We start from the raw sequence: 26,516 nt of genomic DNA, 5'->3' as shown, positions 1-26,516 counted from the left end.
CGCTTCAGGCCGCGTGGGGGCGGATTCTCATTGGGAGCAGTCCCATGGCGAAGAAGATCACGGGCTACGTGAAGCTTCAGGTCCCGGCCGGCGCCGCCAACCCGTCGCCGCCGATCGGCCCCGCGCTCGGTCAGCGCGGCCTCAACATCATGGAATTCTGCAAGGCCTTCAACGCGAAGACCGCGCAGATGGAGAAGGGCACCCCGATCCCGGTGATCATCACCGCGTATCAGGACCGCTCCTTCACCTTCGAGATGAAGCAGCCCCCGGTCACCTTCTTCCTGAAGAAGGCCGCCGGCCTGAAGCTCGGCAAGAAGCCGGCCTCCGGCTCCAAGACCCCGGGCAAGGGCCCGACGGTCGGCAAGATCTCGGAAGCGCAGCTCCGCGAGATCGCCGAGAAGAAGATGCCCGACCTCAACTGCGACACGGTCGAATCGGCCGTCGCGATGATCCGTGGCTCCGCGCGGGCCATGGGCCTCGAAGTCGTCGCGTAAGGGAGGGCAGCATGGCTAAGGAAGGCAAGCGCATCCGCGCCGCCCGCGAGGGCATCGAGGCGACCAAGCTCTACGCCCTCGACGAGGCGATCAAGCTGGTGAAGGAGCGGGCGACCGCGAAGTTCGACGAGACCGTCGAGGTCTCGATGAACCTCGGCGTCGATCCCCGCCACGCCGACCAGATGGTCCGCGGCGTCTGCAACCTGCCGAACGGCTCCGGCCGGACGGTGCGCGTGGCGGTCTTCGCCCGCGGCGCGAAGGCGGACGACGCCCGCGCGGCCGGTGCCGACATCGTCGGTGCCGAGGATCTCCTCGAGATCGTGCAGGGCGGCAAGATCGAGTTCGATCGCTGCATCGCGACCCCCGACATGATGCCGCTGGTCGGCCGTCTCGGTAAGGTGCTGGGCCCGCGCGGCCTGATGCCGAACCCGAAGGTCGGCACCGTCACCATGGACGTGAAGGGCGCCGTCGCCGGCGCCAAGGGCGGCTCGGTCGAGTTCCGCGTCGAGAAGGCCGGCATCGTCCACGCCGGCGTCGGCAAGGTCTCGTTCGACGCCGACAAGCTCGTCGAGAACATCAAGGCCTTCGCGGACGCCGTCGCCAAGGCGAAGCCCGCGGGCGCCAAGGGCACCTACGTCCAGCGCATCGCCGTCACCTCGACGATGGGCCCGGGCGTGAAGGTCGAGCCGAACACCGTTCTGACCGCCTGAGGCGAGGCACAGCGTCCACGCTGCGGAGCGCCCGGCCGGGAACGGCCGGGCGTTCTCCGTTCGTGGGGGGGCTCGCACCGGATCCCGGAGCGGGTCCCGCCGAGACCCCCCGCCGCCCCGGAGCGGGGCGGTGTCGCACCGCGCGTATCCCCGTCGCGGGTACGAAGGGCGCCGGCGCGATACGGCCCGGGCCTCGGCAGGAAGACAAGCCGCGGTGGCCGCCACCGGGCCCGCGCTCCTCACGCCATTCTTAACCGCCGAGGGGGGCGCCAACGGCCGCGGCTGTGCTAGATAGGGCGCCATGCGATGCACCCTGACGGTCACCTCCAAGCGACGCATCCTGTGCGTCTTTCCCGCCTACACGCCGTCCTTCGGGACATTCTCCCACGCCTACCCGCTGATGGGCGGGGTGAAGGCGTTCATGCCGCCGCAGGGGCTGCTGCTGATCGCGGCCTACATGCCCGAGGCGTGGGAATGCCGGTTCATCGATGAGAATATCCGCCGCGCCGGCCCGGCCGACTTCGCCTGGGCCGACGCGGTCTTCGTCTCCGGGATGCACATCCAGGAGCCGCAAATCCACGACATCCGCGACCGCGCCCGCGCCGCCGGCAAGGTCACGGTGCTGGGCGGCCCCTCGGTCTCGGGCGCCCCGGAGAAGTACGGCGACTTCGACTACCTCCATATCGGCGAGATCGGCGACGCCACCGACCAGCTCGTCGCGCGCCTCGACGGCGACGTCACCCCACCGCCCGACCAGGTGGTGCTGGAGACGAAGGACCGCCTCGCGCTCGCCGACTTCCCGGCCCCGGCCTACGAGCACGCGCCGCTCAAGCGCTACCTGATCGGCTCGCTGCAGTTCTCCTCGGGCTGCCCCTACCGCTGCGAGTTCTGCGACATCCCGCAGCTCTACGGCCGCCAGCCCCGCCTGAAGAGTCCCGAGCAGATGTGCGCCGAACTCGACGCCATCGTCAGCCAGCCGGGCCATCCGGCGGTGGTCTACTTCGTCGACGACAATTTCATCGGCAACCGCAAGGCGACGCGCGAGATGCTGCCGCACCTCGTCGCGTGGCAGAAGAAGAACAACTACCCGCTCCAGTTCGCCTGCGAGGCGACGCTGAACATGGCCAAGCAGCCCGAGATCCTCGAGCTGATGCGGCAGGCCAACTTCATGACGGTGTTCGTCGGCATCGAGACGCCGGAGGCGGAGGCGCTCAAGGGCATCGACAAGACCCACAACGCCGCCGTGCCGATGTACGAGGCGATCGAGACCCTCAATTCCTACGGCCTGGAGGTGACCTCCGGCATCATCCTCGGTCTCGACTCCGACACCGACAAGTCCGAGCAGAACCTGATCGACTTCATCGACCGCTCGGCCATCCCTGTCCTGACCATCAACCTGCTCCAGGCGCTGCCCAAGACCCCGCTCTGGGACCGGCTGGAGCGCGAGGGTCGGCTGCTGCACGACGCCAGCCTCGAGTCGAACGTGCTGTTCAAGCGGCCCCACGATTCGGTGGTGAGCAGCTGGCGCCGGGCGATCGCGCACGCCTACGAGCCCGAGAAGATCTTCGAGCGGTTCAAGCACCAGTGCGCGGTGACCTACCCGAACCGGATCACCACGCCGACGGCCGGCAAGCTGACCTTCACCAACCTGCGCCGCGGCCTGATCCTGGGCTTCAACATCATCACCCGGGTCGGGATCTTCTCCGACTACCGCAAGCCGTTCTGGAGCGCGGCCGGCTACGCGCTGAAGCGCGGGCAGATCGAGGCGGTGTTCAACATGGGCTTCGTGGCCCACCACCTGATCCGCTTCACCCGCGAGGCCCTGCGCGGCGAGCACAACGCCTCGTTCTACGCCGCGAAGGCCGCGGAGGCGAAGGCCGCCCGCGACCGGAGCTGGTGGGAGGCGGCGCGGCGCAAGCTCGTGCCGGAGCGCGAGGCGGCGTAGCCCGGGTCCCGGGCCCGTCGGAGCGATGCAGCAGCGGCAGGGCTCCCGAGCAAGTCCTTGCCTGCGGCGGAAAAGTCGCGTTCCGGCCCTTGGCAGGCGGCTTGCTAGGCTCTATACACCGCGCCTCACGCATTTCATCCTCACGGAAGGAGAACGGCCGATCGGCCGGTTTCCGCTCGAAATGTCGCCCGGGCAACCGGGTGGCACTGGCCGGAAGGATCCCAGGGGCGACGAGCCCCGCGGAGCCTTGTCCGGCCATGTCCTGTCCGAGACTGCAGGTGCCGGTTCGCCGGCTTAATCCGCCAGCCTGCACAGACGGGGAAGACCGAATTCGTAAAGCCTCGCCCGGCCCCGGCCGCGGAGGGGTGTCGGTTTGAACCAACTCGCCCGAGGCGGCCCGGAAGGGTGCGCGCGGGGACAGGGCCGCGAAGCGTCGTTCGGACGTTCCCGGTCTTCCTTAAGGCCGAGACCACGTCCGGGCGGCATGTGCAACCGGCGGACCCGAGACCGGGTTCCGCCAACCGGAGAGAGCCCAGTGGACCGGACAGCTAAAGCTGATCTCGTCTCGACGCTCAACGGCGTGTTCAATGAGAGCGCCGTCGTCGTCGTGGCCCACTACAAGGGCCTCACGGTCGCCGACATGCAGAAGCTGCGCGCGCAGATGAAGCAGGCCGGCGCCACCGTGAAGGTCGCCAAGAACAGCCTCGCCGGCATCGCACTCGATGGCACGGACGTCGCCTCCATCAAGCCGCTCCTGAAGGGCCCGACCCTGCTCGCCTATTCCGGCGATCCGGTCGCTGCCGCGAAGGTCGCGGTCGATTTCGCCAAGGCTAACGACAAGCTCGTGATCCTCGGCGGCGCGATGGGGAAGACCGCCCTGAACCCGGACGGCGTGAAGGCGCTCGCCTCGCTCCCGTCCCTCGACGAACTGCGCGCCAAGATCGTGGGCCTCGTGCAGGCGCCCGCGACGAAGATCGCTCAGGTCGTCAACGCGCCGGCTTCCAAGCTCGCCCGCGTGTTCGGGGCCTATGCCAAGAAGGACGAGGCCGCCTGAGGCCCTTCAAAATCCATCCATTCAAACCGATATCTGAGAGGAATTCAAAATGGCTGATCTCGCCAAGCTCGTCGACGACCTGTCCTCGCTGACCGTGCTCGAGGCCGCTGACCTGGCCAAGATGCTCGAGGAGAAGTGGGGCGTCTCGGCCGCCGCTGCCGTCGCCGTCGCCGCCGGCCCGGCCGCCGGTGGTGCCGCCGCCGCCGTCGAGGAGCAGACCGAGTTCACGGTCGTCCTCGCCTCCGCGGGCGACAAGAAGATCGAGGTCATCAAGGAGGTCCGCGCGATCACCGGCCTCGGCCTCAAGGAGGCCAAGGACCTGGTCGAGGGCGCGCCGAAGCCGGTCAAGGAAGGCGTCGCCAAGGACGAGGCCGAGAAGCTCAAGGCCCAGCTCGAGAAGGCCGGCGCCAAGATCGAGCTCAAGTAAGTCGACGATGGGCCGGTCCCGGCCCATCACCCCACGGAGGCTCCGCGCGAGCCTGTCGTGACCGGAGCCCGCGGGTCAGCGCCCGCGGGCTTTAGGCCGCTTCGGCGGATGGTCCCGCGAGGGACCGGCAAGAGATTCGGATCGGTGGCGCGGCTCGGCGGGGCGCGCGTCACGGCCCGGTGCGGGAGGTCCCTTTCGGGAACGCTTCCCCGGGCGCGAGGCACGCGGGTAGGAGCGAGGTCACATGGCCAACACGCTGGTCGGTCGCAAGCGCATTCGGAAGTTCTTCGGCAAGATCAAGGAAGTTGCCGAGATGCCGAACCTCATCGAGGTTCAGAAGGCGTCCTACGACCAGTTCCTGATGGTCGACGAGCCCGAGGGCGGGCGCGCCGACGAGGGGCTGCAGAGCGTGTTCAAGTCGGTGTTCCCGATCTCCGACTTCGCCTCCACGGCGCTCCTGGAGTTCGTGCGCTACACCTTCGAGGCGCCCAAGTACGACGTGGACGAGTGCCGCCAGCGCGGCATCACCTTCGCGGCGCCGCTGAAGGTCACGCTGCGCCTCATCGTGTTCGATGTCGATCCCGACACCCAGGCCAAGTCGGTCAAGGACATCAAGGAGCAGGACGTCTACATGGGCGACATGCCCCTGATGACGGAGAACGGCACCTTCATCGTCAACGGCACCGAGCGCGTCATCGTCTCGCAGATGCACCGCTCGCCGGGCGTGTTCTTCGACCACGACAAGGGCAAGACCCACTCCTCGGGCAAGCTCCTGTTCGCCGCCCGCATCATCCCGTACCGGGGCTCCTGGCTCGACGTCGAGTTCGACGCCAAGGACATCGTGCACGTCCGCATCGACCGGAAGCGCAAGCTGCCGGCGACGTCGCTGCTCTACGCGCTCGGCCTCGACGGCGAGGAGATCCTGTCGACCTTCTACAACAAGGTCGTCTACGACCGGGACGGCGCCGACTGGCGCGTGCCGTTCGACGCCGAGCGCATGAAGGGCATGAAGGCCACCGTCGACCTGATCGACGCCGATTCCGGCGAGGTCGTGCTCGAGGCCGGCAAGAAGCTCAACGCCCGCAACGCCCGCCAGATCACCGAGAAGGGCACCAAGTTCCTCAAGGCGACCGACGAGGATCTCGTCGGCCAGTACGTCGCCGAGGACCTCGTCAACGCCCAGACCGGTGAGATCTGGGCCGAGGCCGGCGAGGAGGTCACCGACAAGCTCCTGAAGAGCCTGGAGGAGGTCGGGATCACCGAGCTGCCGGTGCTCGACATCGACCACGTCAACATCGGCCCGTACATCCGCAACACGCTGGCGGTGGACAAGAATTCCAACCGCGAGGGCGCGCTGTTCGACATCTACCGGGTCATGCGCCCGGGCGAGCCGCCGACCCTCGAGACCGCCGAGGCGATGTTCCACTCGCTGTTCTTCGATTCCGAGCGCTACGACCTCTCGGCGGTCGGCCGCGTGAAGATGAACATGCGTCTCGACCTCGACGCCGCCGACACCGTGCGCACGCTCCGCAAGGAGGACATGCTGGCGGTGGTCAAGGCGCTCGTGGAGCTGCGCGACGGCAAGGGCGAGGTCGACGACATCGACCACCTCGGCAACCGCCGCGTCCGCTCGGTGGGCGAGCTCATGGAGAACCAGTACCGCCTGGGTCTCCTGCGCATGGAGCGCGCCATCCGCGAGCGCATGAGCCAGGTCGACATCGACACGGTCATGCCGCAGGACCTGATCAACGCGAAGCCCGCGGCCGCGGCCGTGCGCGAGTTCTTCGGCTCGTCGCAGCTGTCGCAGTTCATGGACCAGACCAACCCGCTGTCCGAGGTGACGCACAAGCGCCGCCTCTCGGCCCTCGGCCCGGGCGGTCTGACCCGCGAGCGCGCCGGCTTCGAGGTGCGCGACGTGCACCCGACGCACTACGGCCGCATCTGCCCGATCGAGACGCCGGAAGGCCCGAACATCGGCCTGATCAACTCGCTCGCGACCTTCGCGCGGGTGAACAAGTACGGCTTCATCGAGACCCCGTTCCGGCGCGTGCGCGACGGCGTGGTCACCGACGAGGTCGCCTACCTCTCGGCCATGGAGGAGGCGAAGTACTACGTCGCCCAGGCGAACGCCCAGATGGACGAGAACCGCAAGCTCACGGAGGACCTCGTGGTCTGCCGCCGGGCCGGCGAGGTGATCGTCGTGGGTCCCGAGCGCGTCGACCTCATGGACGTGTCGCCGAAGCAGCTCGTCTCGGTGGCCGCGGCGCTGATCCCGTTCCTCGAGAACGACGACGCCAACCGCGCGCTCATGGGCTCGAACATGCAGCGCCAGGCGGTGCCGCTGGTCCGCGCCGACGCCCCGTTCGTGGGCACCGGCATGGAGGCGGTGGTCGCCCGCGATTCCGGCGCCGCCATCGCGGCCCGCCGGGCCGGCATCATCGATCAGGTGGACGCCACCCGTATCGTCATCCGCGCCACCGAGGAGGCCGACGCCAACAAGCCCGGCGTCGACATCTACCGCCTGCAGAAGTTCCAGCGCTCCAACCAGTCGACCTGCATCACGCAGAAGCCGCTGGTCCGCGTCGGCGAGTTCGTGAAGAAGGGCGAGATCATCGCCGACGGTCCCTCGACCGAGTTCGGCGAGCTGGCGCTCGGCCGGAACGTGCTCGTCGCGTTCATGCCGTGGAACGGCTACAACTTCGAGGACTCGATCCTGCTCTCCGAGCGGATCGTGAAGGATGACGTGTTCACCTCGATCCACATCGAGGAGTTCGAGGTGATGGCCCGCGACACCAAGCTCGGGCCAGAGGAGATCACCCGCGACATCCCGAACGTCTCCGAGGAGGCGCTCAAGAACCTCGACGAGGCCGGCATCGTCTACATCGGTGCCGAGGTGAATGCCGGCGACATCCTCGTCGGCAAGATCACCCCGAAGGGCGAGAGCCCGATGACGCCGGAGGAGAAGCTGCTCCGCGCCATCTTCGGCGAGAAGGCCTCGGACGTGCGCGACACCTCGCTGCGGGTGCCGCCGGGCGTCACCGGCACGATCGTCGAGGTCCGGGTGTTCAACCGCCACGGCGTCGACAAGGACGAGCGCGCCCAGGCAATCGAGCGCGAGGAGATCGAGCGGCTCGCCAAAGACCGCGACGACGAGCAGGCGATCCTCGACCGCAACACCTACGCCCGCCTGGCGGACGTGCTGATCGGTCAGGCGCCGGTGGCCGGCCCGAAGGGCTTCAAGAAGGACACCACGCTCACCCGCGAGCTGATCAACGACTACCCGCGCTCGCAGTGGTGGCAGTTCGCCGTCATCGACGACCGTCTCATGACCGAGATGGAGGCGATGCAGAAGCAGTACGACGAGTCGAAGAAGCGCCTCGAGCAGCGCTTCCTCGACAAGGTCGAGAAGCTGCAGCGCGGCGACGAGTTGCCCCCCGGCGTCATGAAGATGGTCAAGGTCTTCGTGGCGGTGAAGCGCAAGATCCAGCCGGGCGACAAGATGGCCGGCCGTCACGGCAACAAGGGTGTCGTGTCGCGGATCGTGCCGATCGAGGACATGCCGTTCCTGGAGGACGGGACGCACGCCGACATCGTGCTCAACCCGCTGGGCGTGCCCTCGCGCATGAACGTCGGGCAGATCCTGGAGACGCACCTGGGCTGGGCGGCTGCGGGCCTGGGTCGCAAGGTGTCGAAGGCGGTGGATGCCTATCTGAAGACCCAGGACATCGCGCCGCTGCGGGAGGAGATGAAGGCGATCTACTCCCCCGGCGAGCTCGACGGCCTGACGGACGAGGAGCTGGCCGAGGCCGGCAACAACGTCCGCCGCGGCGTGCCGATGGCCACCCCGGTCTTCAACGGCGCCAAGGAGGCCGACATCGAGCAGATGCTGGAGATGGCCGGGCTGGACCGCTCGGCGCAGTCGACGCTCTACGACGGGCGCACCGGCGAGCCCTTCGACCGCAAGGTCACCATGGGCTACATCTACATGCTGAAGCTCCACCACCTCGTGGACGACAAGATCCACGCGCGCTCGATCGGCCCGTACTCGCTCGTCACCCAGCAGCCGCTGGGCGGCAAGGCGCAGTTCGGCGGCCAGCGCTTCGGCGAGATGGAGGTCTGGGCGCTCGAGGCCTACGGCGCGGCCTACACGCTGCAGGAGATGCTCACGGTGAAGTCGGACGACGTGGCCGGCCGCACCAAGGTCTACGAGGCGATCGTCCGCGGCGACGACACGTTCGAGGCCGGCATCCCCGAGTCGTTCAACGTGCTCGTCAAGGAGATGCGCTCGCTCGGCCTCAACGTCGAGCTCACCTCCTCCAAGAAGGCGGCCAACGACCAGCTGGAGCCGCCGGCGGACGCGGCCGAGTAAGCCAAGAGAACCACACCTCCCGTGGCGGCGGATCTCCGCCGCCACGGTCGAGCGGGAAGGGGAGGGGCCTTCCGAGGTTCGACGACGGTGAGCAGCGCCCGTGCGGGGCGCGGCGCCGGATCTTTTTCAGGACGCGGTGGCCCGGCGCGGGGCTGCCGGCGTCAACAAGGAGCGGATCATGAACCAAGAGGTCATGAACCTTTTCAACCAGCAGGCCCAGCCGGTCAGCTTCGACCAGATCAAGATCTCGATCTCGTCCCCGGAGAAGATCCTCTCCTGGTCGTACGGCGAGATCAAGAAGCCCGAGACCATCAACTACCGGACCTTCAAGCCCGAGCGCGACGGCCTGTTCTGCGCGCGCATCTTCGGACCGATCAAGGACTACGAGTGCTTGTGCGGCAAGTACAAGCGCATGAAGTACAAGGGCGTCATCTGCGAGAAGTGCGGCGTCGAGGTCACCCTCGCGCGCGTCCGGCGCGACCGCATGGGCCACATCGAGCTGGCCGCCCCCGTCGCGCACATCTGGTTCCTGAAGTCGCTGCCGAGCCGCATCGGCTTGCTGCTCGACATGGCGCTCAAGGACCTTGAGCGGATCCTGTACTTCGAGTCGTACTGCGTCATCGAGCCGGGCCTCACCCCCTTGAAGGAGCGTCAGCTCCTGTCGGAGGAGGAGTACCTGCGCGCGCAGGAGGAGTACGGCGAGGACTCGTTCACCGCCATGATCGGCGCCGAGGCCATCCGGCGCATCCTGCAGGAGCTCGACCTCGACAAGATCGCCAACGATCTGCGCGAGGAGATCGCGGTCACCACCTCGGAGCTGAAGCCCAAGAAGCTCCTGAAGCGGCTCAAGATCATCGAGGCCTTCCAGATGTCCGGCAACAAGCCGGAATGGATGATCCTCACGGTCGTGCCGGTGATCCCGCCGGACCTGCGCCCGCTGGTCCCGCTGGACGGCGGCCGCTTCGCGACCTCCGACCTCAACGATCTGTACCGCCGCGTCATCAACCGCAACAACCGCCTGAAGCGGCTGATCGAGCTGCGCGCGCCCGACATCATCATCCGCAACGAGAAGCGGATGCTGCAGGAGGCGGTCGACGCCCTGTTCGACAACGGCCGCCGCGGCCGCGTCATCACGGGCGCCAACAAGCGCCCGCTGAAGTCGCTCGCCGACATGCTGAAGGGCAAGCAGGGCCGGTTCCGCCAGAACCTGCTCGGCAAGCGCGTCGACTACTCGGGCCGCTCGGTCATCGTGGTTGGCCCGGAGCTGAAGCTGCACCAGTGCGGCCTGCCCAAGAAGATGGCGCTGGAGCTGTTCAAGCCGTTCATCTACGCGCGCCTCGACGCCAAGGGGTTCTCGGCCACCGTCAAGCAGGCCAAGAAGCTCGTCGAGAAGGAGAAGCCGGAGGTCTGGGACATCCTCGATGAGGTGATCCGCGAGCACCCGGTGATGCTGAACCGCGCGCCGACGCTGCACCGCCTCGGCATCCAGGCCTTCGAGCCGAAGCTGATCGAGGGCAAGGCGATCCAGCTGCACCCGCTGGTCTGCGCCGCGTTCAACGCCGACTTCGACGGCGACCAGATGGCCGTGCACGTCCCGCTGTCGCTCGAGGCGCAGCTGGAAGCGCGCGTCCTGATGATGTCGACCAACAACATCCTGCACCCGGCCAACGGTCAGCCGATCATCGTGCCGTCGCAGGACATCGTGCTCGGCCTCTACTACCTGTCGATCGTGGCCGAGGGCGCGCCGGGCGAGTACAAGCCCGACAACGCCAAGAACCCGATGCAGGGCGTCTACGGCGACATGGGCGAGCTCGAGCACGCCCTGGCCGCCAAGGCCGTGTCGCTGCACTCGAAGATCAAGTGGCGCTGGACCGGCATCGGCCCGGACGGCGAGCCCCTGACCAAGACCTACGAGACCACCCCCGGCCGCGTGATCCTCTCCGGCGCCCTGCCGAAGCACGCCAAGGTGCCCTTCGACGTCGTCAACAAGCTGATGACCAAGAAGGAGATCTCGGCGATGATCGACACCGTCTACCGCCACTGCGGTCAGAAGGAGTCGGTGATCTTCTGTGACCGGATCATGGCGCTCGGCTTCAACCACGCGTTCAAGGCCGGCATTTCGTTCGGCAAGGACGACATGGTCGTGCCGGAGAACAAGTGGTCGATCGTCGACACGACCCGCGCGCTCGTGAAGGATTACGAGCAGCAGTACAACGACGGCCTGATCACCCAGGGCGAGAAGTACAACAAGGTGGTCGACGCCTGGGCCAAGTGCTCGGACAAGCTGGCCGCCGAGATGATGGGCCGCATCTCCAGCGTCCAGAAGGACGAGAAGGGTGCGGACAAGCAGGTCAACTCGATCTACATGATGAGCCACTCGGGTGCCCGTGGCTCGCCTGCCCAGATGAAGCAGCTCGCGGCGATGCGCGGCCTCATGGCCAAGCCGTCGGGCGAGATCATCGAGACCCCGATCATCTCGAACTTCAAGGAAGGCCTGGACGTTCTGGAGTACTTCAACTCCACGCACGGTGCCCGTAAGGGCCTCGCCGACACCGCGCTGAAGACCGCCAACTCCGGCTACCTGACCCGCCGCCTCGTCGACGTGGCGCAGGACGCGGTCATCCGCGAGGTGGATTGCGGCACGACGAGCGGCATCAAGATGCGCGCCATCGTGGATGCCGGCCAGGTCGTGGCGACGCTCGCCACCCGCATCCTCGGCCGCGCCACGGCGGAGGATCTGGTGGCCGCCGACGGCACGGTGATCGTCAAGACCGGCGAGACCATCGAGGAGCGGCACCTGCCGGCGATCAACGCCGCCGGCATCCAGGAGGTGAAGATCCGCTCGGTGCTGGTCTGCGCCACCAAGAGCGGCGTCTGCGCCACCTGCTACGGGCGCGACCTCGCCCGCGGCACGCCCGTCAACATGGGCGAGGCCGTCGGCGTCATCGCGGCGCAGTCGATCGGCGAGCCGGGCACGCAGCTCACGATGCGCACCTTCCACATCGGTGGTGCGGCCCAGATCGCCGACTCGTCCTTCATCGAGTCGAGCTTCGAGGGCACGATCAAGATCCGCAACCGGGCCGTGGCCAAGAACACGGACGGGGATCTGATCGCCACCGGCCGCAACGTGGCGGTCGTCATCGTCGGGTCGGACGGGGTCGAGCGGGCGGTCCACCGCCTGCAGTACGGCGCCAAGCTCCGGGTCGACGAGGGTGACAAGATCAAGCGCGGGCAGCGGATCGCCGAGTGGGATCCCTACACCCGTCCGATCCTCACCGAGGTGGACGGCATCGTGGCCTACGAGGATCTGGTCGACGGCCAGTCCATGACCGAGACCACCGACGAGTCGACCGGCATCGCCAAGCGCGTCGTCGTCGACTGGCGCGGCTCGGCCCGGACCTCGGACCTGAAGCCCGCGATGGTCGTGGTCGACCGGGACGGCAAGGCGCTCAAGCTGCCGCGCGGCTCGGACGCCCGCTACTTCCTGCCGGTCGACGCCATCATCGGCTTCGACCCGGGCGCGACGGTCAAGGCCGGCGACATCCTCGCCCGCGTCTCGACTGACTCGGCCAAGACCCGCGACATCACCGGCGGTCTGCCGCGGGTGGCGGAGCTGTTCGAGGCACGGCGCCCGAAGGACGCGGCGATCATCGCCGAGAAGTCGGGGACCATCGCGTTCGGCCGCGACTACAAGAACAAGCGTCGGCTCACGCTGACGCCGCATGACGGCTCGGAGGCGGTCGAGTACCTGATCCCGAAGGGCAAGCACATCCACCTGCAGGACGGCGACGTGGTCGAGCTCGGCGATTACATCGTCGACGGCAACCCGGCGCCGCACGACATCCTGGCGATCAAGGGCGTGGAGGAACTCGCGGCCTACCTCGTCAACGAGATCCAGGAGGTCTACCGGCTGCAGGGCGTGTCGATCAACGACAAGCACATCGAGGTGATCGTCCGTCAGATGCTGCAGAAGGTCGAGGTGACCGACGGCGGCGACTCGGACATCCTCTCGGGCGACCAGATCGATCGCACGGAGCTGACCGACTACAACGAGAAGCTGCTCGCCGAGGGCAAGAAGCCGATCCAGGGCGTCCCGGTCCTGCTCGGCATCACCAAGGCTTCGCTGCAGACGAAGTCGTTCATCTCGGCGGCCTCGTTCCAGGAGACCACCCGCGTCCTCACCGAGGCGGCGGTCAACGGAAAGGTCGACACGCTGGAAGGCCTGAAGGAGAACGTCATCGTCGGCTCGCTCATCCCGGCCGGCACGGGCTCGATGGTGGCGGACATCCGCTCCATCGCCCGCCGCCGCGACGCGATGATCCTGCAGCAGAAGCAGGCCGAGAGCGGCGCGATGCCGGTCGAGGAGCTTCCGCCGGCCGCTGCCGAGTAAGATCACGGGCCGGACTGAGACGAGAGAGGGCGGCCTGCGGGCCGCCCTTTCCTTTTGTGGCGCGCCTTTCTCGGCGCGGCCGACTTTGCGGGCGCCGCGAAGCGATCCAGGGCGGCACCGCGCGTCCCGACGTCCCGCTTCCCTGGGCCCCATCGCTCCGCCCAGGGTGACTGTGAGGGCCGCGTCGACGGCAGCCGCCAACCCGAGCGCGGATCGAGACACCCGCAACCGTGCGGCCTTAACGGCGGCTCAACCATACCGCGCGATAAATCCCGTGCGGCCGCAGAAACACCCTGGAAACGGGGAGGATCGGGCCGGTTCGGGTGCGTGAGTGCGGGTCTGGCGTCGTGGGCACGAGACGAGGACGGGAATCGAGCCTGCGCTGGCTCTCGGCGGCCCTGACGCCCTGGATGGTCGGGCTGGGCCTCCTGGTGTCGTTCACCGCCGATGCCGGCACGGAGAACGCCATCGGGGCGAGCCGGCTCGGCGTGATCGACGCCGGCACGGTCCCGCCGCTGCCGCCCGGCACCGTGCTGATCGGATCGGCGCTCCGCCGCCTCGGGGACGAGCCGCCGCAGGCCGTCTTCAAGACCGGCGCGCACGTCTTCCCGGTGGTGCAGCGGGCCGGCAAGGGCGACCCCGCCCGGCCGCCGGCCGAGAGCTTCGCCCGCCGGGCGGCCAACCTGCGCGAGGCCGGCGGCGCCCTGGTCTTCGGCGACGTCACCGGCAGCGTCACCGGCGTGCTGACGCAGGGCTCCGCCGTCTGGGATCCGGAGTCCGAGCCGGAGGCCGCCTTCGTCCCCGTGCCGGATCTCGGCCTCACCACCGGCAGCGGCACCGCCGCCTCCACGGGCGAGGGGACGGCCGACCTCACCGAGGACGGCGGCCCCGAGCGCTTCGACGGCTCGACTCCGCCGGTGCCCCGCGCCATCGCGCTGTCCTCCACGACGCCGGCACCCGCGGACGCCATCCCGGTCGAGATCGCCGCGGCGAGCCTCGCGCTCCCCGATTTCGCGATCCGCACCGAGCGCCCGGACAATGCCCAGCCGGTGCCCGAGGACGCGCGCCGGCGCTACGCCGACCTGATCGACCCGAACGCCCTCGACAAGGAGCAGCGCTGCCTCTCGGAGGCGGTCTATTTCGAGGCCCGGAGCGAGCCCGAGGCCGGCCAGGCCGCCGTCGCCCAGGTGGTGCTCAACCGGGTGAAGAGCGGCCTCTACCCGGCGAGCGTCTGCGGCGTCGTCTACCAGAACCGGCACCACTACATGGGCTGCCAGTTCTCCTTCGCCTGCGAGGGCAAGTCCCTGCGCATCACCGACGCCGGCGCCTGGGAGAGCGCCACCCGCATCGCCCGCTCGGTGATCGAGGGCCGGACCTACCTCGCCGAGGTCGGCGCCGCGACCCACTACCACGCCGACTACGTGCGCCCGGGCTGGGCCCGCCGCCTGCGCAAGATGGACGTGATCGGCCGGCACATCTTCTACCAGCTCCGGGCCGGCCAGACCTGACCCCGGCCGGATCCGGCTTCGTAAGAGAGACTGTGGAAGATCCGAACAATCCTACCTAGGTAGGCGACGCCTAAGCAGTCGAAACCAAGGGTTAATTTTACCTTCGTTCCCGATAATGCTTGCGCGCCGGGCAACGAGTCTGGCCTCTGGTACGTCGAGACGAGCGCCGCGTCCGCGCCGCGTCTCGTAGTAATGCGTATCAGAGGACTCCCATGACCGCGCCGGTCGCTCGCACCGCTCTCCTCGCCGCCGCCCTCGGCGGCGCGCTCCTCGCTGCACCCGCCCAGGCCGGCGGCTGCTACGGCTCCGAATGCTATCGCCGCGTCGTCACGCCGCCGGTCTACGACACCGTGCAGGAGAACGTGCTGGTGCGTCCGCCCCGCACGGTCTACCGCACCACGCCGCCGGTCTACGACACGGTGTCGGAGCGCGTGATGGTCTCGCCCGGCGGCCGCTACTGGCAGACCAGCCGCGGCCCCGGCGGCGAGCTGATCGGCTGCTGGGTGACCGCGCCGCCGCGCTTCGCCGTCCGCACCCGGACCGTGCTGATCCGCCCGGCGCAGACGATCCCCGAGACGATCCCGCCGGAATACGCCAGCGTCAGCCGCCGCGTCCTCGTGGCGCCCGCCCGGGCCGGCTGGGCGCCGATCGGCGGCGGCTACGGCTACCGGCCCGCGGCCTACGGTGGCCCGCTGGTCGGCTCGATCCCGGACGCTCTCGGCATCACCGGGGCCAGTTCGTCGGATATCGGCGTCGGTCTCGGCTTCTACACGGGCAGCCGGTACGAGGGATACTGAGCCGGCAGCGACCGCCGTCGCCTTGATTCCGGGCGGCCCGGCCACACCTCACCGCGCAGCACGGGAGGTGACGATGGGGACGTTCAAGGCCTGGGTGGTCGAGAAGAACGAGGCCGGCCAGAGCCTCGCCTTCAGGGATTTCGACGACGCCGACCTGATGGACGGCGACGTCACCGTGCGGGTGACGCACTCGACCCTGAACTACAAGGACGGCCTCGCGCTCACCGGCAAGTCGCCGGTGGTGCGCCGCTTCCCGATGATCCCCGGCATCGACTTCTCGGGCATCGTCGAGACCTCGGACCATCCGGAGTACCGGCCGGGCGACGCGGTCGTGCTCACCGGCTGGGGCGTCGGCGAGACGCATCTCGGCGCCTACGCGCAGCGCGCCCGGGTCAGGGGCGACTGGCTGGTGCCGCTGCCCCGGGGACTCACGGCCGAGCAGGCCATGGCGGTGGGCACCGCCGGCTACACGGCGATGCTGTGCTGCATGGCGCTGGACGCCCACGGCGTGAGGCCCGAGCACGGCCCGGTCATCGTCACCGGCGCCTCGGGCGGCGTCGGCTCCGTCGCGGTGGCGCTCCTCGCCCGGGCGGGCTGGCACGTGATCGCCTCCACCGGCCGGGACGGCGAGTCCGACTACCTGAGAGGGCTCGGCGCCGCCGAGATCCTCGACCGGGCCGAACTGTCCAAGCCCGGAAAGCCGCTGGGCAAGGAGCGCTGGGCCGCGGGCGTCGACGCCGTGGGCTCCACGACCCTCGCCAACGTCCTCGCCATGACCCGAGCGGACGGCGCCGTCGCGGCCTGCGGGCTGGCGCAGGGCATGGACCTGCCGACCTCGGTGGCACCCTTCATCCTCCGCGGCGTCTCGCTGCTCGGCATCAACAGCGTGACGACCCCGCAGAAGAAGCGGCGCGAGGCCTGGGCGCGCCTCGCCCGGGAACTCGACCTCGGCAAGCTCGCCGCCATGACCAGCAGGGTCCGTCTGGAGGAGGTCGGCCGGCTCGGCGACGAGATCCTGGCCGGCAAGGTCCAGGGCCGGACCGTGGTGACGGTGGCGTAGGGCCGGCGCCCGTCAGGCGGCTTTCCGGGCCTGCAGCAGGTAGCTCATCGGCAGGAGCCGGTCGGCGGCGAGCACGTCGCAGGCCGTCGTGCTGATGTTGTCCGGAAACTCCCGGAACCGCTCGATCGCGAGGCCCGCACCGATCAGGGTCTCGATCAGCGCCCCGAGGGGGTGGGCGAACCAGTAATGCGGTCCGACCCGCGGGGCCGGGCCGTCCCCGTACACGATGGCGTCCTCGCCCACGAACGGCGCCGTGCGGAAATAGGAGTGCCGAATCAGGAGCGGCTGCTCCGCCCGCGGCTCGAACATGTTCACGACGGGATGCTCCTCGTGGATGAGGATCCGGCCGCCCGACCGCAGGAGGCGCGCCGCCACGGCGAGGAAGCGCGGCAGGTCGGGCATCCAGCCCAGCACGCCGATGGTGATCACCGCGAGGTCGTAGGCCCCGTCGTGCTCCGCGTCGATCGCGTGCACGTCGCCCGCGACGAAGCGGCAGTCGCGCCCGGCGATGCGGGCGAGGTCCCTGGCCTGGGCGAGGAACGCCTCCGACTGGTCGAAGCCGGTCGCCGACCGGGCGCCGAGATTCATCAGCGACACCGTCTCCCGGCCGTTGTTGCAGCAGAGTTGCGCGACTGAGGCCCCGGCGAGCCCGACCGCCCGCAGGGCCGCCTCCATCGGGGGATCGAAGCAGGAGAAGCCGGGATCCTGCGCGAAGTGCTGCGTCAGCCGATGCCACGACGGGTCGCTCCGGTGCAGGGGCGCCGAGGCATCCCAGGCCTGGCGGTTGGCGGCGACGACCTCGGCGGCGGACAGGGACGACATCGTTGGCTCCGCGTGAATCGCCGGAGAATCTAGCGAGCGGTGCCCGGGTCGCGCCACGGCGAAAACACCGGGCGGGCCGAGCACCCGTCGCGGGAACCTTTGCCGTACCTCGCGTGTTGGCGTCTTCATGAGCGTCGCATTCGTCAAAGAGCCCGAGGGTGGGGAAGCGTTCGAGAATCTGCCGGATCGGCCGATCTCGCCGCACACGAACTTCGTCACGCCGGAGGGCCTCGCGCAGATCGAGGCGGAGGTCGCGCGCCTCGAGAAGGAGGTCGCCTCGCTGGATCCCGCCGACAAGGCGGAGGATTCCCGCATCGGGCGCGACCTGCGCTACTGGGCGGCCCGGAAGAACACCGCGCAGCTCGTGGAGCCCAAGGGCGGCGACACCGTGCAGTTCGGGTCCACCGTCACGGTGGTCCGCGAGGACGAGTCCGGCAAGGAGAGCCGACAGACCTTCCGGATCGTCGGCGAGGACGAGGCCGACCCGCACAAGGGCTCGATCTCGTACGTGGCGCCCCTCGCCCGGGCGATCACCGGCAAGACGATCGGCGACGTGGTCGAGGTGAACGGCCACGAGGTCGAGGTGCTCGAGATCCGCTGAGCCGGATCAGCGGCCCTCGAAGCGCGCCCGCAGCGGCAGCAGCGCCTCGGCGACGTGCTCCATGAAGGCCCGGACACGCGCCGCGTGGCGCAGGTCCGGATGCGTCAGGATCCAGAGGTCCGCCCCGAGTTCGGGGTGCGGCCCGGACAGGCGGCGCAGCGCCGGGTTCACGTCGGCCGTGAAGCAGGGGAGCGGGCCGATGCCGAGGCCGGCCTCGACCGCCGCCTCCAGGCCCGGCACCGCGTTGATCCGCAGGCGGACACGGTCGGACGGCGCCCGCGCCTCCACGAACCGCGTGAGCGAGCCCCCCGCCACCAGCGGCCCCGGGCTGATCCAGGCCTCCCGGGCCAGGTCGCCGTAGGCGCGATCGGCGCGGCCGTAGACCGCCCACGCGGTGAGGGCCAGTCGACGCCCGACCAGGGTCTCGCTCGGTTCCCGGCTGATCCGGATCGCCACGTCGGCGTCGCGCCGGGAGAGGTTGAGGGTCGCCTCCGCGAGGATGAGCTCGATCCGGATCTCCGGGTAGCGCTCCGCGAAGCTCGCCAGCATCGGCATCAGCAGCTCGGCGGCGAAGCCCGCCGGTGCGGTCACCCGCAGCTCGCCGGACGGCGTCTCGCCCTGTCCCGCCACCGCGCGGGCGAACCGCGTCACGTCCGCCTCGATGCGCCCGGCCGCGTCGACCATCGCCTGCCCGGCCGCGGTCGGCACGTAGCCCGTGCGCAGCCGCTCGAACAGGCGCGTGCCGAGCCGCGCCTCCAGGGCGGCGAGACGCCGGAATGCCGTCGAGTGGTTGATACCGAGCTCGGCCGACGCCGCGGTCAGGCCGCCCCGGTCGGCCACCGCCTTCACGAACCGGAAATCGTCCCAGTCGAGCTCCACGCCGGATCCTTGCATCTGCGCAAGGTTAGTCTTGCATGTCGGGGCATTCTTGCAAGACGGCAAATGCGCGATGCAGGGGCCAGCCGCCGGCCGACGATTCGGCCGGACGTCCGACAGGCAGGAGAGACCACACATGGCGAAGGTTCTGGTGCTGTACTACTCGACCTACGGTCACGTGGAGCAGATGGCCTACGCCGTCGCCGAGGGCGCCCGCGAGACGGGGGCCGAGGTCGTCGTGAAGCGCGTGCCCGAGCTGGTGCCGGAGGAGGTCGCCCGGCAGAACCACTTCAAGCTGGATCAGGCGGCGCCGGTCGCGACCGTCGCCGAGCTCGCCGACTACGACGCGATCATCTTCGGCACGCCGACCCGCTACGGCAACATGGCCTCGCAGATGAAGCAGTTCATCGACCAGACCGGCGGGCTCTGGATGAAGGGCGCGCTCGTCGGCAAGGTCGGCTCGGTCTTCACCTCCACGGCCTCGCAGCACGGTGGCCAGGAGACGACGCTGACGAGCTTCCACACGGTCCTGTTCCACCATGGCATGGTTGTGGTCGGCCTGCCCTACAGCTTCCAGGGACAGGCGGGCGTCGAGGCGGTGAAGGGCAACACGCCCTACGGCGCCAGCACGATCGCGGACGGCGACGGGTCGCGCCAGCCGAGCGCCGTCGAGCTGGAGGGCGCGCGGTTCCAGGGGCGCCACGTGGCCGGCATCGCGGCCAAGCTGGCCCGGGACTGAGGAGCCAAGAAAAAAGGCTCGGATTGCTCCGAGCCTGAAAGGAAAAAGGCCATTGGGGGCTGAGAAGGCCTTCGTGATCAGTAAACGGGTCAGGCCGAACTCTGTTCCGCTGCCGGCGAAAATTTCTCCGCCGTCAGCGGGGCGCCGCCGCCCGGGCGAGGCGATCCCGGATCGCCTCGCCGAGGCCGTCCTCGGGGATCGGCGCCACCGCGATGGTCTCGGCCCCCGAGGCGTCGAGGTCGCGCAGGGCGCCGAACAGCCGGGCAGCGGCCTCCGCGGGATCGCCCGCCGGGCTCAGGTTGAGACTGGCCCGCGCGGTCTCGTGACCGGCCGGGGGGCGGGGCCCGAACAGCAGGGCCGCCTCGCCGGGCTCGACCCGCACCGCGTCGAGGCGGACCCGCGCCCGCGGCGCGTAGTGCGAGGCGAGCATGCCCGGGCCCGCCGGCCGGTCGGCATCCGCCGCCTCGGGCGCCTCCGGATCGAGACCGAGCACGTCGCGGAGCGCCGCCCGGGTGATACCGCCGGGCCGCAGCAGCCGCGGCGGGCCGCCGAGGCAGGCCACCACCGTCGATTCGACGCCAACCGGCGTGTCACCGCCGTCGAGCACCGCGGAGATCCGGCCGGCGAGATCGTCGAGGACGTGGGCGGCCCGGGTCGGGCTCACCCGCCCCGACCGGTTGGCCGAGGGCGCCGCGACCGGCCGCCCGACCTCCGCCAGGAGGTCCCGCGCGAGCGGGTGCGCCGGGACCCGTAGCGCGAGGCTCGGCAGGCCGGCGCGGGCGAGATCGCAGACCCGCGTGCCCGTGTGCGCCGGGACCACCAGGGTCAGGGGGCCGGGCCAGAAGGCCTCCGCGAGGCGGCGCGCCGGCGCGTCGAAGACCCCCTCCGCCAGGGCCGCCGCCGCGTCGGGCAGGTGCGAGATCAGCGGGTTGAAGCGCGGCCGCGCCTTGGCGGCGAAGATGCCCGTCACCGCGGCGGGGTCGGTGGCGTCCGCCCCGAGCCCGTAGACGGTCTCGGTGGGGAAGGCGACGAGACGGCCCGCCCGCAGGAGGGCGGCGGCCTCCGCGAGGCCGGCCGCGTCGGCGGGAAGCCGCCGGGTCGCGGACGGGACCGTTGACCCGGGATCATTCATGCGGGAAGCCGTCTCCGAGGTCATGGCCGCGCGAGCCCCGCGCGCCTATCCTCGCCCCGCCCTAGCGCCGGTGCGCGGGCGCGGTCAAACCCGCCCCGGACCGAACGAGCGGGCGGGCCGCCACACGGGAGGATCGTATGAGTTACCGCGCCCCGGTCCCCGAGATGCTCTTCACGCTGCGGCACGTGGCCGGGCTCGACGCGGTCGATCCCGACGACGCCGAGGCGATCCTGACCGAGGCCGGCCGGATCGCCGCCGGCGTGATCGCGCCGCTCAACCGGGTCGGCGACCGGCACGGCACCCCCTTCGCGGACGGGCAGGTCACCACGCCGCCGGGCTGGCGCGAGGCGTACCGCACCTTCACGGAGGGCGGCTGGAACGGGCTCTCGGCCGAGGCCGATCACGGCGGCCAGGGCCTGCCGAAGCTGATCGAGGCCGCCTGCACCGAGATGTGGAACGGTGCCAACCTCGCCTTCGGCCTCTGCCCGCTCCTGACCCAGGGCGGCATCGAGGCGCTCGCCGCCCACGGCTCCGACGACCTGAAGGCGCGCTACCTCGAGAAGCTGGTCTCGGGCGCGTGGCCCGCCACCATGAACCTGACCGAGCCGCAGGCGGGCTCCGACCTCGCCCTGCTGCGCACCCGGGCCGTGCCGGCGGGCGACGGCACCTACCGGATCACCGGCAACAAGATCTACATCACCTACGGCGAGCACGACCTCGCCGACAACATCGTCCACCTCGTCCTGGCCCGGCTGCCCGACGCGCCCGCCGGCACGCGGGGCATCTCGCTGTTCCTCGTGCCGAAGGTGCTGCCGGACGGGACCCGCAACGACCTGCGCTGCTCCGGCATCGAGCACAAGCTCGGCATCCACGCCTCGCCGACCTGCTCCATGGCGTTCGGCGACCAGGGCGGCGCGACCGGCTGGCTGATCGGCCAGGAGAACAAGGGGCTGGCCTGCATGTTCACGATGATGAACGCGGCCCGGCTCAATGTCGGCCTGCAGGGCGTCGGCGTCGCCGAGGCCGCGACCCAGCGCGCGCTCGCCTACGCGCAGGAGCGCCGCCAGGGCAAGGCCGTCGGCGCCGCCGAGGCGACGAGCCCGATCGCCGCCCATCCGGACGTGCAGCGCATGCTGCTCACCATGAAGGCCTCGACGGCGGCCGCCCGCGCCATCTGCTACCTCACCGCCGCGGCCCTCGACGCCGCGAAGGGGCCGGAGGGGCAGGCCGCCCTGGACCGCGCCTCGCTGCTGACCCCGGTGGCGAAGGCCTTCGCCACCGACCTCGCCAACGAGGTGACCTCGCTCGGCGTGCAGGTCCACGGCGGCATGGGCTTCGTGGAGGAGACCGGGGCGGCGCAGCTCATGCGCGACGCCCGGATCCTCGGCATCTACGAGGGGACCAACGGCATCCAGGCCATCGACCTCACCGCCCGCAAGCTGCCGCTGAACGGCGGGGGCACCGCGCGGTCGCAGATCGCCTGGATTCGCCGGGCCGCGGAGGGGCTGCTCAAGGCCGGCGACCCGGCCTTCGGCCACATGGCGGCGCGGCTGCGCGACGGGATCGGCAGCCTCGACCGGGCGACGAGCCACCAGCTCGCCGCGCTGAGCTCGAACCGCCCCGAGGCGGCGCTCGCCGGCGCGACGCCGTACCTGCGCCTGTTCGGCCTGACGCTGGGCGCCGCCTGCCTCGCGCGCAGCGCGCTCGCCGCGAGCGCCGCCCGGAAGGCGGGCGAGACGGACCCGGCGCACGCGGCCCGCATCGCGCTCGCCCGGTTCTACGCCGAGAACCTCCTGGTGGCCGCGTCCGGCCTGGAGCAGGCGGTGGTCGAGGGCGGCGCCTTCACGGACGACGCCGCCCTGGCGCTGGCGGTTTGAGGAGCGGACCATGGCCGAACCCGTCACGATCGACGACCTCGCGGGCGGCGTCCGCCTGATCACCCTGAACCGTCCGGAGAAGAAGAACGCCCTCACGGGCGCCATGTACGACGCGATGCGCGCGGGCCTGGCGGAGGCCGACGCGTCGGACGCGGTCGGCGCCGTGGTCTTCGCCGGGCAGCCCGGCATGTTCAGCGCCGGCAACGACCTCGCCGACTTCATGGGGCATGCCGGTGATGGATTCAGCACCTCGCCGGCGCTGGCCTTCATCCGCCAGCTCGCCCGCACCCGCACCCCGATGGTGGCGGCGGTCGACGGGATCGCGGTCGGCATCGGCGCGACCCTCTGCCTGCACTGCGACCTCGTCTACGCGAGCCCGGCGGCGCGCCTGCGCATGCCCTTCGTCGAGCTCGGCCTCGTGCCGGAGGCGGCGTCGAGCTACCTGCTGCCCCTGCGGGTCGGCCGGCTCAGGGCCACCGAGCTGCTGCTCCTGTCGCGGCCGCTCGAGGCCGACGAGGCGCAGGCGCTGGGTCTCGTCAACGCGGTGCTGCCGGCCGACATGCTGGTCGAGCAGGCGATCGCGCAGGCGGCGCGCCTCGCCGCCCTGCCGCGCGGGGCGCTGACGGCGTCCCGGGCGCTGATCCGGGGTGACCAGGCGCAGGTCGAGGCGGCCCTGGAGGCCGAGGCCAAGGCCTTCGACGCCCAGCTGCGCTCGCCCGAATCCCAGGAGCGGCTCGCCGCCTTCCTGTCGCGGTCGAAGCCCGCCGCCTCGGCGTGAGCCCGCTCGACCTCTCCGAGAAGATCTGCCTCGTCGCGGGCGCGTCGCGGGGTGTCGGCCGGGGACTCGCCCGGGCGCTGGGCGAGGCGGGGGCCACGGTGATCGTCACGGCCCGCTCCAGCGAGACCGGCCCGCGCACCGAGATGCGCGCGGAGGCGATCGAGGACACGGCCCGCGCGGTCGACGCGGCCGGCGGGCGCGGGCACCATTACCTGTGCGACCACCGCTCCGAGCGCGCCACCGACGCGCTGATGCACTGGGCGCTCCGCCGGTTCGGGCGGATCGACGTCGCGGCCTGCAGCGTGTGGAGCGGCAACGAGGGCTACGACGGCGAGCGCTACCCGGACGGCGCCGGCTGGGGCACGCCGTTCTGGCGCCGCTCGGCGGAGCCGTATCTCGGCCTCCTCGAGGCCGGGCCCCTGCCGGCCCTGCTGCTCGCCCGCGCGGTCGCCCCCGCCATGGTGGCGGCGCGGGCCGGGCTGCTGGCGCTCGTCTCCTTCGGGACCGAAGATTACCTCGGCGACGTGTTCTACGATTCCGCCAAGGCCGCGACCAACCGGCTGACCCTGGCCTTCGCGCGGGAGCTCGCGCCCCACGGCGTCACCGCCCTCGGCCTCTCGCCGGGCTTCGTCGCCACCGAGCGGGCGCGCGACCTCGGCCACGCGCAGCACGCCACCGAGAGCCCGCTCTATGCCGGCCGGGCGCTGGCGGCGCTCGCCGCCGACCCCGGCATCGCCGCGCGGGCGGGCGCCGTGCTGCATGCCGGCGACCTCGCGCGGGTCTACGGGTTCACCGACGCCGACGGGACGCGGCCGGAGCGGTTCCGCGTCGGGCCGTGACGGTTCCGGCTAGACCTGTCGCACGAATGGCGCAGCCCCGCGGCAAACGGGCCGGATCCGCCCCATGACCCGTCGGCGGGGTTGATTCACCGGGTCCGGACGCGCGTCCTGTCGGGATCGGCGGCTCCGATTGCTGCGGGAGCGAAAAACGGCCTTAATTCGCCCGCAGGTCAGGGGTCGATCCTGTGCCCGTTCCGATCTCCGGTCGGGCCGGGACCGCGCGTGTGAACGAGGGAAACTGGCATGTCGGAAGCGAACACGGCCCCGCGCGTGCTGATGGTGTTCCCGAAGTTCTACGAGAACTCCATGTGGAACTTCAAAGAGGCCATGGAGCTGCAGGGCGCCCGCGCGCCCGCGCCGCCGCTCGGCCTGATCACGCTGGCCGCGATGCTGCCGCCGGCCTGGCAGGTGACGCTGGTCAACCGCAACTGCGAAGAGCTGACGGACGCGCAGATCCAGGCGGCCGACCTCGTGATGACTGGCGGCATGCTGCCCCAGGAGCCGGACTGCCTCGTGGTCATCGACCGCTGCGTGGCGCTCGGAACCCCGGTCTGCGTCGGCGGCCCGGCCCCGACCTCGACGCCGGAGGTCTACGACAAGGCCGACTTCCTGGTGCTGGGCGAGGCCGAGGGCATCCTCGACAAGTTCGTGGCCGCCTGGGAGGCGGGCGAGCGCCGCGGCCGGCTCACGGCCGAGAAGTTCAAGGCCGACGTCACCAAGAGCCCGATCCCGCGCTTCGACCTGCTGACCTTCAGCCACTACCTCTATATCGGCGTCCAGTTCTCGCGCGGCTGCCCGTTCACCTGCGAGTTCTGCGACATCATCGAGCTCTACGGCCGCGCCCCGCGGACCAAGACCACGCCGCAGATGCTGGCCGAGCTCGACCGGCTCTACGGCCTCGGCTACCGCGGCCATGTCGACTTCGTCGACGACAACCTGATCGGCAACAAGAAGGCGATCAAGCTGTTCCTGCCGCACCTGATCCAGTGGCAGGAAGCGCACGGCTACCCGTTCAAGTTCTCCACCGAGGCCTCGCTGAACCTCGCGGACGACGACGAACTGCTCGGGATGATGCGGGACGCGAACTTCTTCGCCCTGTTCACCGGGATCGAGACGCCCGACGAGGCGACGCTGATCCAGACGCAGAAGAAGCAGAACACCAAGCGCTCGATCGCCGACAGCGTGCACAAGCTCTACGAGCACGGCATGTTCGTCACGGCCGGCTTCATCGTCGGCTTCGACACCGAGAAGGACAGCATCAGCAAGGCGATGTCGCTGTGCATCGGCCAGACCGGCATCCCGATCGCCATGGTCGGCCTGCTGTTCGCGCTGCCGAACACGCAGCTCTCGCGCCGCCTGCGCAAGGAGGGCCGCCTCTACGAGAACTACGCGGCGACCACGGCCGACCAGGGCGACCAGTGCACGCAGGGCATCAACTTCGTGACCTTGCGCCCGCAGCGCGACGTGCTCGCCGACTACCGCGACGTCCTCCAGGAGATCTACGACCCGCCGAACTTCTTCGACCGGGTGCGGGTGGTGGCGCGGCGGGTGAAGCGGCCGAGATTCGCCGCGCAGAAGCTCAACTGGCGCCACGTCGCCCACGATCTCTACTCGCTGCTGCGCGTGTGCTGGCGGATGACCGTGCGGCGTCCGGAACTCGCCAAGCACTTCTGGAGCGTGTTCCTGGAGACCGCCCGCCGCAACCCGGCCGCCCTGGAGGCCGTGGTCACCAACATGGTGATCTACCTGCACGTCTACCCGTTCTCGCGCTACGTCATCCGCGAGATCAACGGCCGGATCGCCGACCTCGACGCCGGCCGCTGGGTGCAGCCGCCCGTCCTGGCGCCCGAGGCCGAGACCTGCAAGGCGCCGCCGGTCGGCAAGGTGGTGGCCAAGGCCGAGGTCAAGCACCTCGCGGCCGTGGCCTGACGGGTCGCCCGCTCAGGGCATCCCGCCGGCGCCCTCATCCTGTGGGGCCGGAGCGCAGCGGAGGCCTCGAAGGAGGGCTCCAGCGGCCGCCCCGATCCCTGGAGCCCTCCGTCGAGGCCGCTGACGCGGCACCTCAGGATGGGGACGGTTCGTGGGATGTGATGCCGCC

At 70.3% G+C, this 26,516-nt stretch carries 19 protein-coding genes; 16 read left to right on the top strand and 3 right to left on the bottom strand.

Going from position 1 to position 26,516, the window contains the following annotated elements:
- The first annotated feature begins 44 nt into the window (after positions 1–44).
- The 10 genes from rplK to J3A75_RS25575 all read left to right on the top strand — a co-directional run bounded on the left by rplK (position 45) and on the right by J3A75_RS25575 (position 16,754).
- Positions 45–494 (top strand): 50S ribosomal protein L11, encoded by a 450-nt coding sequence (gene rplK / locus J3A75_RS25620; protein ID WP_012320777.1) that lies wholly within the window; start codon positions 45–47, stop codon positions 492–494.
- A gap of 11 nt (positions 495–505) precedes the next feature.
- On the top strand, positions 506–1,204 hold the full coding sequence (gene rplA / locus J3A75_RS25615) for a 50S ribosomal protein L1 (RefSeq protein ID WP_012320776.1): 699 nt from the start codon (positions 506–508) through the stop codon (positions 1,202–1,204).
- 301 nt (positions 1,205–1,505) lie between these two features.
- Positions 1,506–3,149 (top strand): B12-binding domain-containing radical SAM protein, encoded by a 1,644-nt coding sequence (locus tag J3A75_RS25610; RefSeq protein WP_012320775.1) that lies wholly within the window; start codon positions 1,506–1,508, stop codon positions 3,147–3,149.
- A gap of 535 nt (positions 3,150–3,684) precedes the next feature.
- A complete protein-coding gene (gene rplJ / locus J3A75_RS25605) occupies positions 3,685–4,203 on the top strand; it encodes a 50S ribosomal protein L10 (protein ID WP_012320774.1) in 519 nt (172 codons plus the stop codon).
- 49 nt (positions 4,204–4,252) lie between these two features.
- Entirely contained in the window at positions 4,253–4,630 is a 378-nt protein-coding gene (gene rplL, locus J3A75_RS25600) for a 50S ribosomal protein L7/L12 (protein ID WP_012320773.1), read from the top strand.
- Between the two features lie 244 nt (positions 4,631–4,874).
- Positions 4,875–8,999 (top strand): DNA-directed RNA polymerase subunit beta, encoded by a 4,125-nt coding sequence (rpoB, locus tag J3A75_RS25595; protein WP_012320772.1) that lies wholly within the window; start codon positions 4,875–4,877, stop codon positions 8,997–8,999.
- A gap of 178 nt (positions 9,000–9,177) precedes the next feature.
- Positions 9,178–13,389 carry a DNA-directed RNA polymerase subunit beta' gene (gene rpoC / locus J3A75_RS25590; protein WP_012320771.1) on the top strand — a complete coding sequence of 1,404 codons (4,212 nt, stop codon included), beginning with the start codon at positions 9,178–9,180 and terminating at the stop codon, positions 13,387–13,389.
- 410 nt (positions 13,390–13,799) lie between these two features.
- On the top strand, positions 13,800–14,897 hold the full coding sequence (locus tag J3A75_RS25585; RefSeq protein ID WP_012320770.1) for a cell wall hydrolase: 1,098 nt from the start codon (positions 13,800–13,802) through the stop codon (positions 14,895–14,897).
- Positions 14,898–15,109: 212 nt separating this feature from the next.
- Positions 15,110–15,694, top strand: coding sequence for a hypothetical protein (locus tag J3A75_RS25580; protein ID WP_024829101.1), 585 nt, complete (start codon positions 15,110–15,112; stop codon positions 15,692–15,694).
- A 73-nt stretch (positions 15,695–15,767) separates the two neighbouring features.
- Positions 15,768–16,754, top strand: coding sequence for an MDR family oxidoreductase (locus J3A75_RS25575; RefSeq protein WP_209650807.1), 987 nt, complete (start codon positions 15,768–15,770; stop codon positions 16,752–16,754).
- A gap of 12 nt (positions 16,755–16,766) precedes the next feature.
- Here the strand turns inward: J3A75_RS25575 and J3A75_RS25570 are convergent, their stop codons facing one another.
- The gene (locus J3A75_RS25570) at positions 16,767–17,576 is read right to left on the bottom strand and encodes a class I SAM-dependent methyltransferase (RefSeq protein WP_024829102.1); all 810 of its coding nucleotides are present in this window, start codon (positions 17,574–17,576) and stop codon (positions 16,767–16,769) included.
- A gap of 127 nt (positions 17,577–17,703) precedes the next feature.
- On the opposite strand from J3A75_RS25570, the gene greA reads away from it, so the two are divergent.
- Positions 17,704–18,177: a transcription elongation factor GreA gene (greA, locus tag J3A75_RS25565; protein WP_024829103.1), complete on the top strand. Its 474-nt coding sequence runs from the start codon at positions 17,704–17,706 to the stop codon at positions 18,175–18,177.
- 6 nt (positions 18,178–18,183) lie between these two features.
- On the opposite strand, the gene J3A75_RS25560 is transcribed toward greA, so the two are convergent.
- Complete coding sequence (locus tag J3A75_RS25560; protein ID WP_058607308.1) at positions 18,184–19,056, bottom strand: LysR family transcriptional regulator; 873 nt, start codon at positions 19,054–19,056, stop codon at positions 18,184–18,186.
- 133 nt (positions 19,057–19,189) lie between these two features.
- On the opposite strand from J3A75_RS25560, the gene wrbA reads away from it, so the two are divergent.
- The gene (gene wrbA, locus J3A75_RS25555; protein WP_012320764.1) at positions 19,190–19,792 is read left to right on the top strand and encodes an NAD(P)H:quinone oxidoreductase; all 603 of its coding nucleotides are present in this window, start codon (positions 19,190–19,192) and stop codon (positions 19,790–19,792) included.
- A 133-nt stretch (positions 19,793–19,925) separates the two neighbouring features.
- Here wrbA and J3A75_RS25550 read toward each other — a convergent pair whose 3' ends face one another.
- Positions 19,926–20,924: an L-threonylcarbamoyladenylate synthase gene (locus J3A75_RS25550; protein WP_024829105.1), complete on the bottom strand. Its 999-nt coding sequence runs from the start codon at positions 20,922–20,924 to the stop codon at positions 19,926–19,928.
- Positions 20,925–21,061: 137 nt separating this feature from the next.
- Here J3A75_RS25550 and J3A75_RS25545 point away from each other — a divergent pair, with 137 nt between their 5' ends.
- The 4 genes from J3A75_RS25545 to J3A75_RS25530 all read left to right on the top strand — a co-directional run bounded on the left by J3A75_RS25545 (position 21,062) and on the right by J3A75_RS25530 (position 26,347).
- The gene (locus J3A75_RS25545; protein ID WP_043074301.1) at positions 21,062–22,801 is read left to right on the top strand and encodes an acyl-CoA dehydrogenase; all 1,740 of its coding nucleotides are present in this window, start codon (positions 21,062–21,064) and stop codon (positions 22,799–22,801) included.
- A 10-nt stretch (positions 22,802–22,811) separates the two neighbouring features.
- Positions 22,812–23,579 carry an enoyl-CoA hydratase-related protein gene (locus tag J3A75_RS25540; protein ID WP_043074300.1) on the top strand — a complete coding sequence of 256 codons (768 nt, stop codon included), beginning with the start codon at positions 22,812–22,814 and terminating at the stop codon, positions 23,577–23,579.
- Positions 23,576–24,418, top strand: a complete 843-nt coding sequence (locus J3A75_RS25535) for an SDR family NAD(P)-dependent oxidoreductase (protein WP_071000027.1) — start codon at positions 23,576–23,578, stop codon at positions 24,416–24,418. Before J3A75_RS25540 ends, J3A75_RS25535 begins: the two co-directional genes overlap by 4 nt.
- 243 nt (positions 24,419–24,661) lie before the next feature.
- Entirely contained in the window at positions 24,662–26,347 is a 1,686-nt protein-coding gene (locus J3A75_RS25530) for a B12-binding domain-containing radical SAM protein (RefSeq protein ID WP_012320759.1), read from the top strand.
- Positions 26,348–26,516 lie beyond the last annotated feature (169 nt).

It is taken from the genome of Methylobacterium sp. PvP105, assembly GCF_017876975.1.
Classification (GTDB): Bacteria; Pseudomonadota; Alphaproteobacteria; order Rhizobiales; family Beijerinckiaceae; genus Methylobacterium; species Methylobacterium radiotolerans.
The sequence above is the reverse complement of the archived record's forward strand: the minus strand, read 5'-3'. Positions and strand labels throughout refer to the sequence as shown.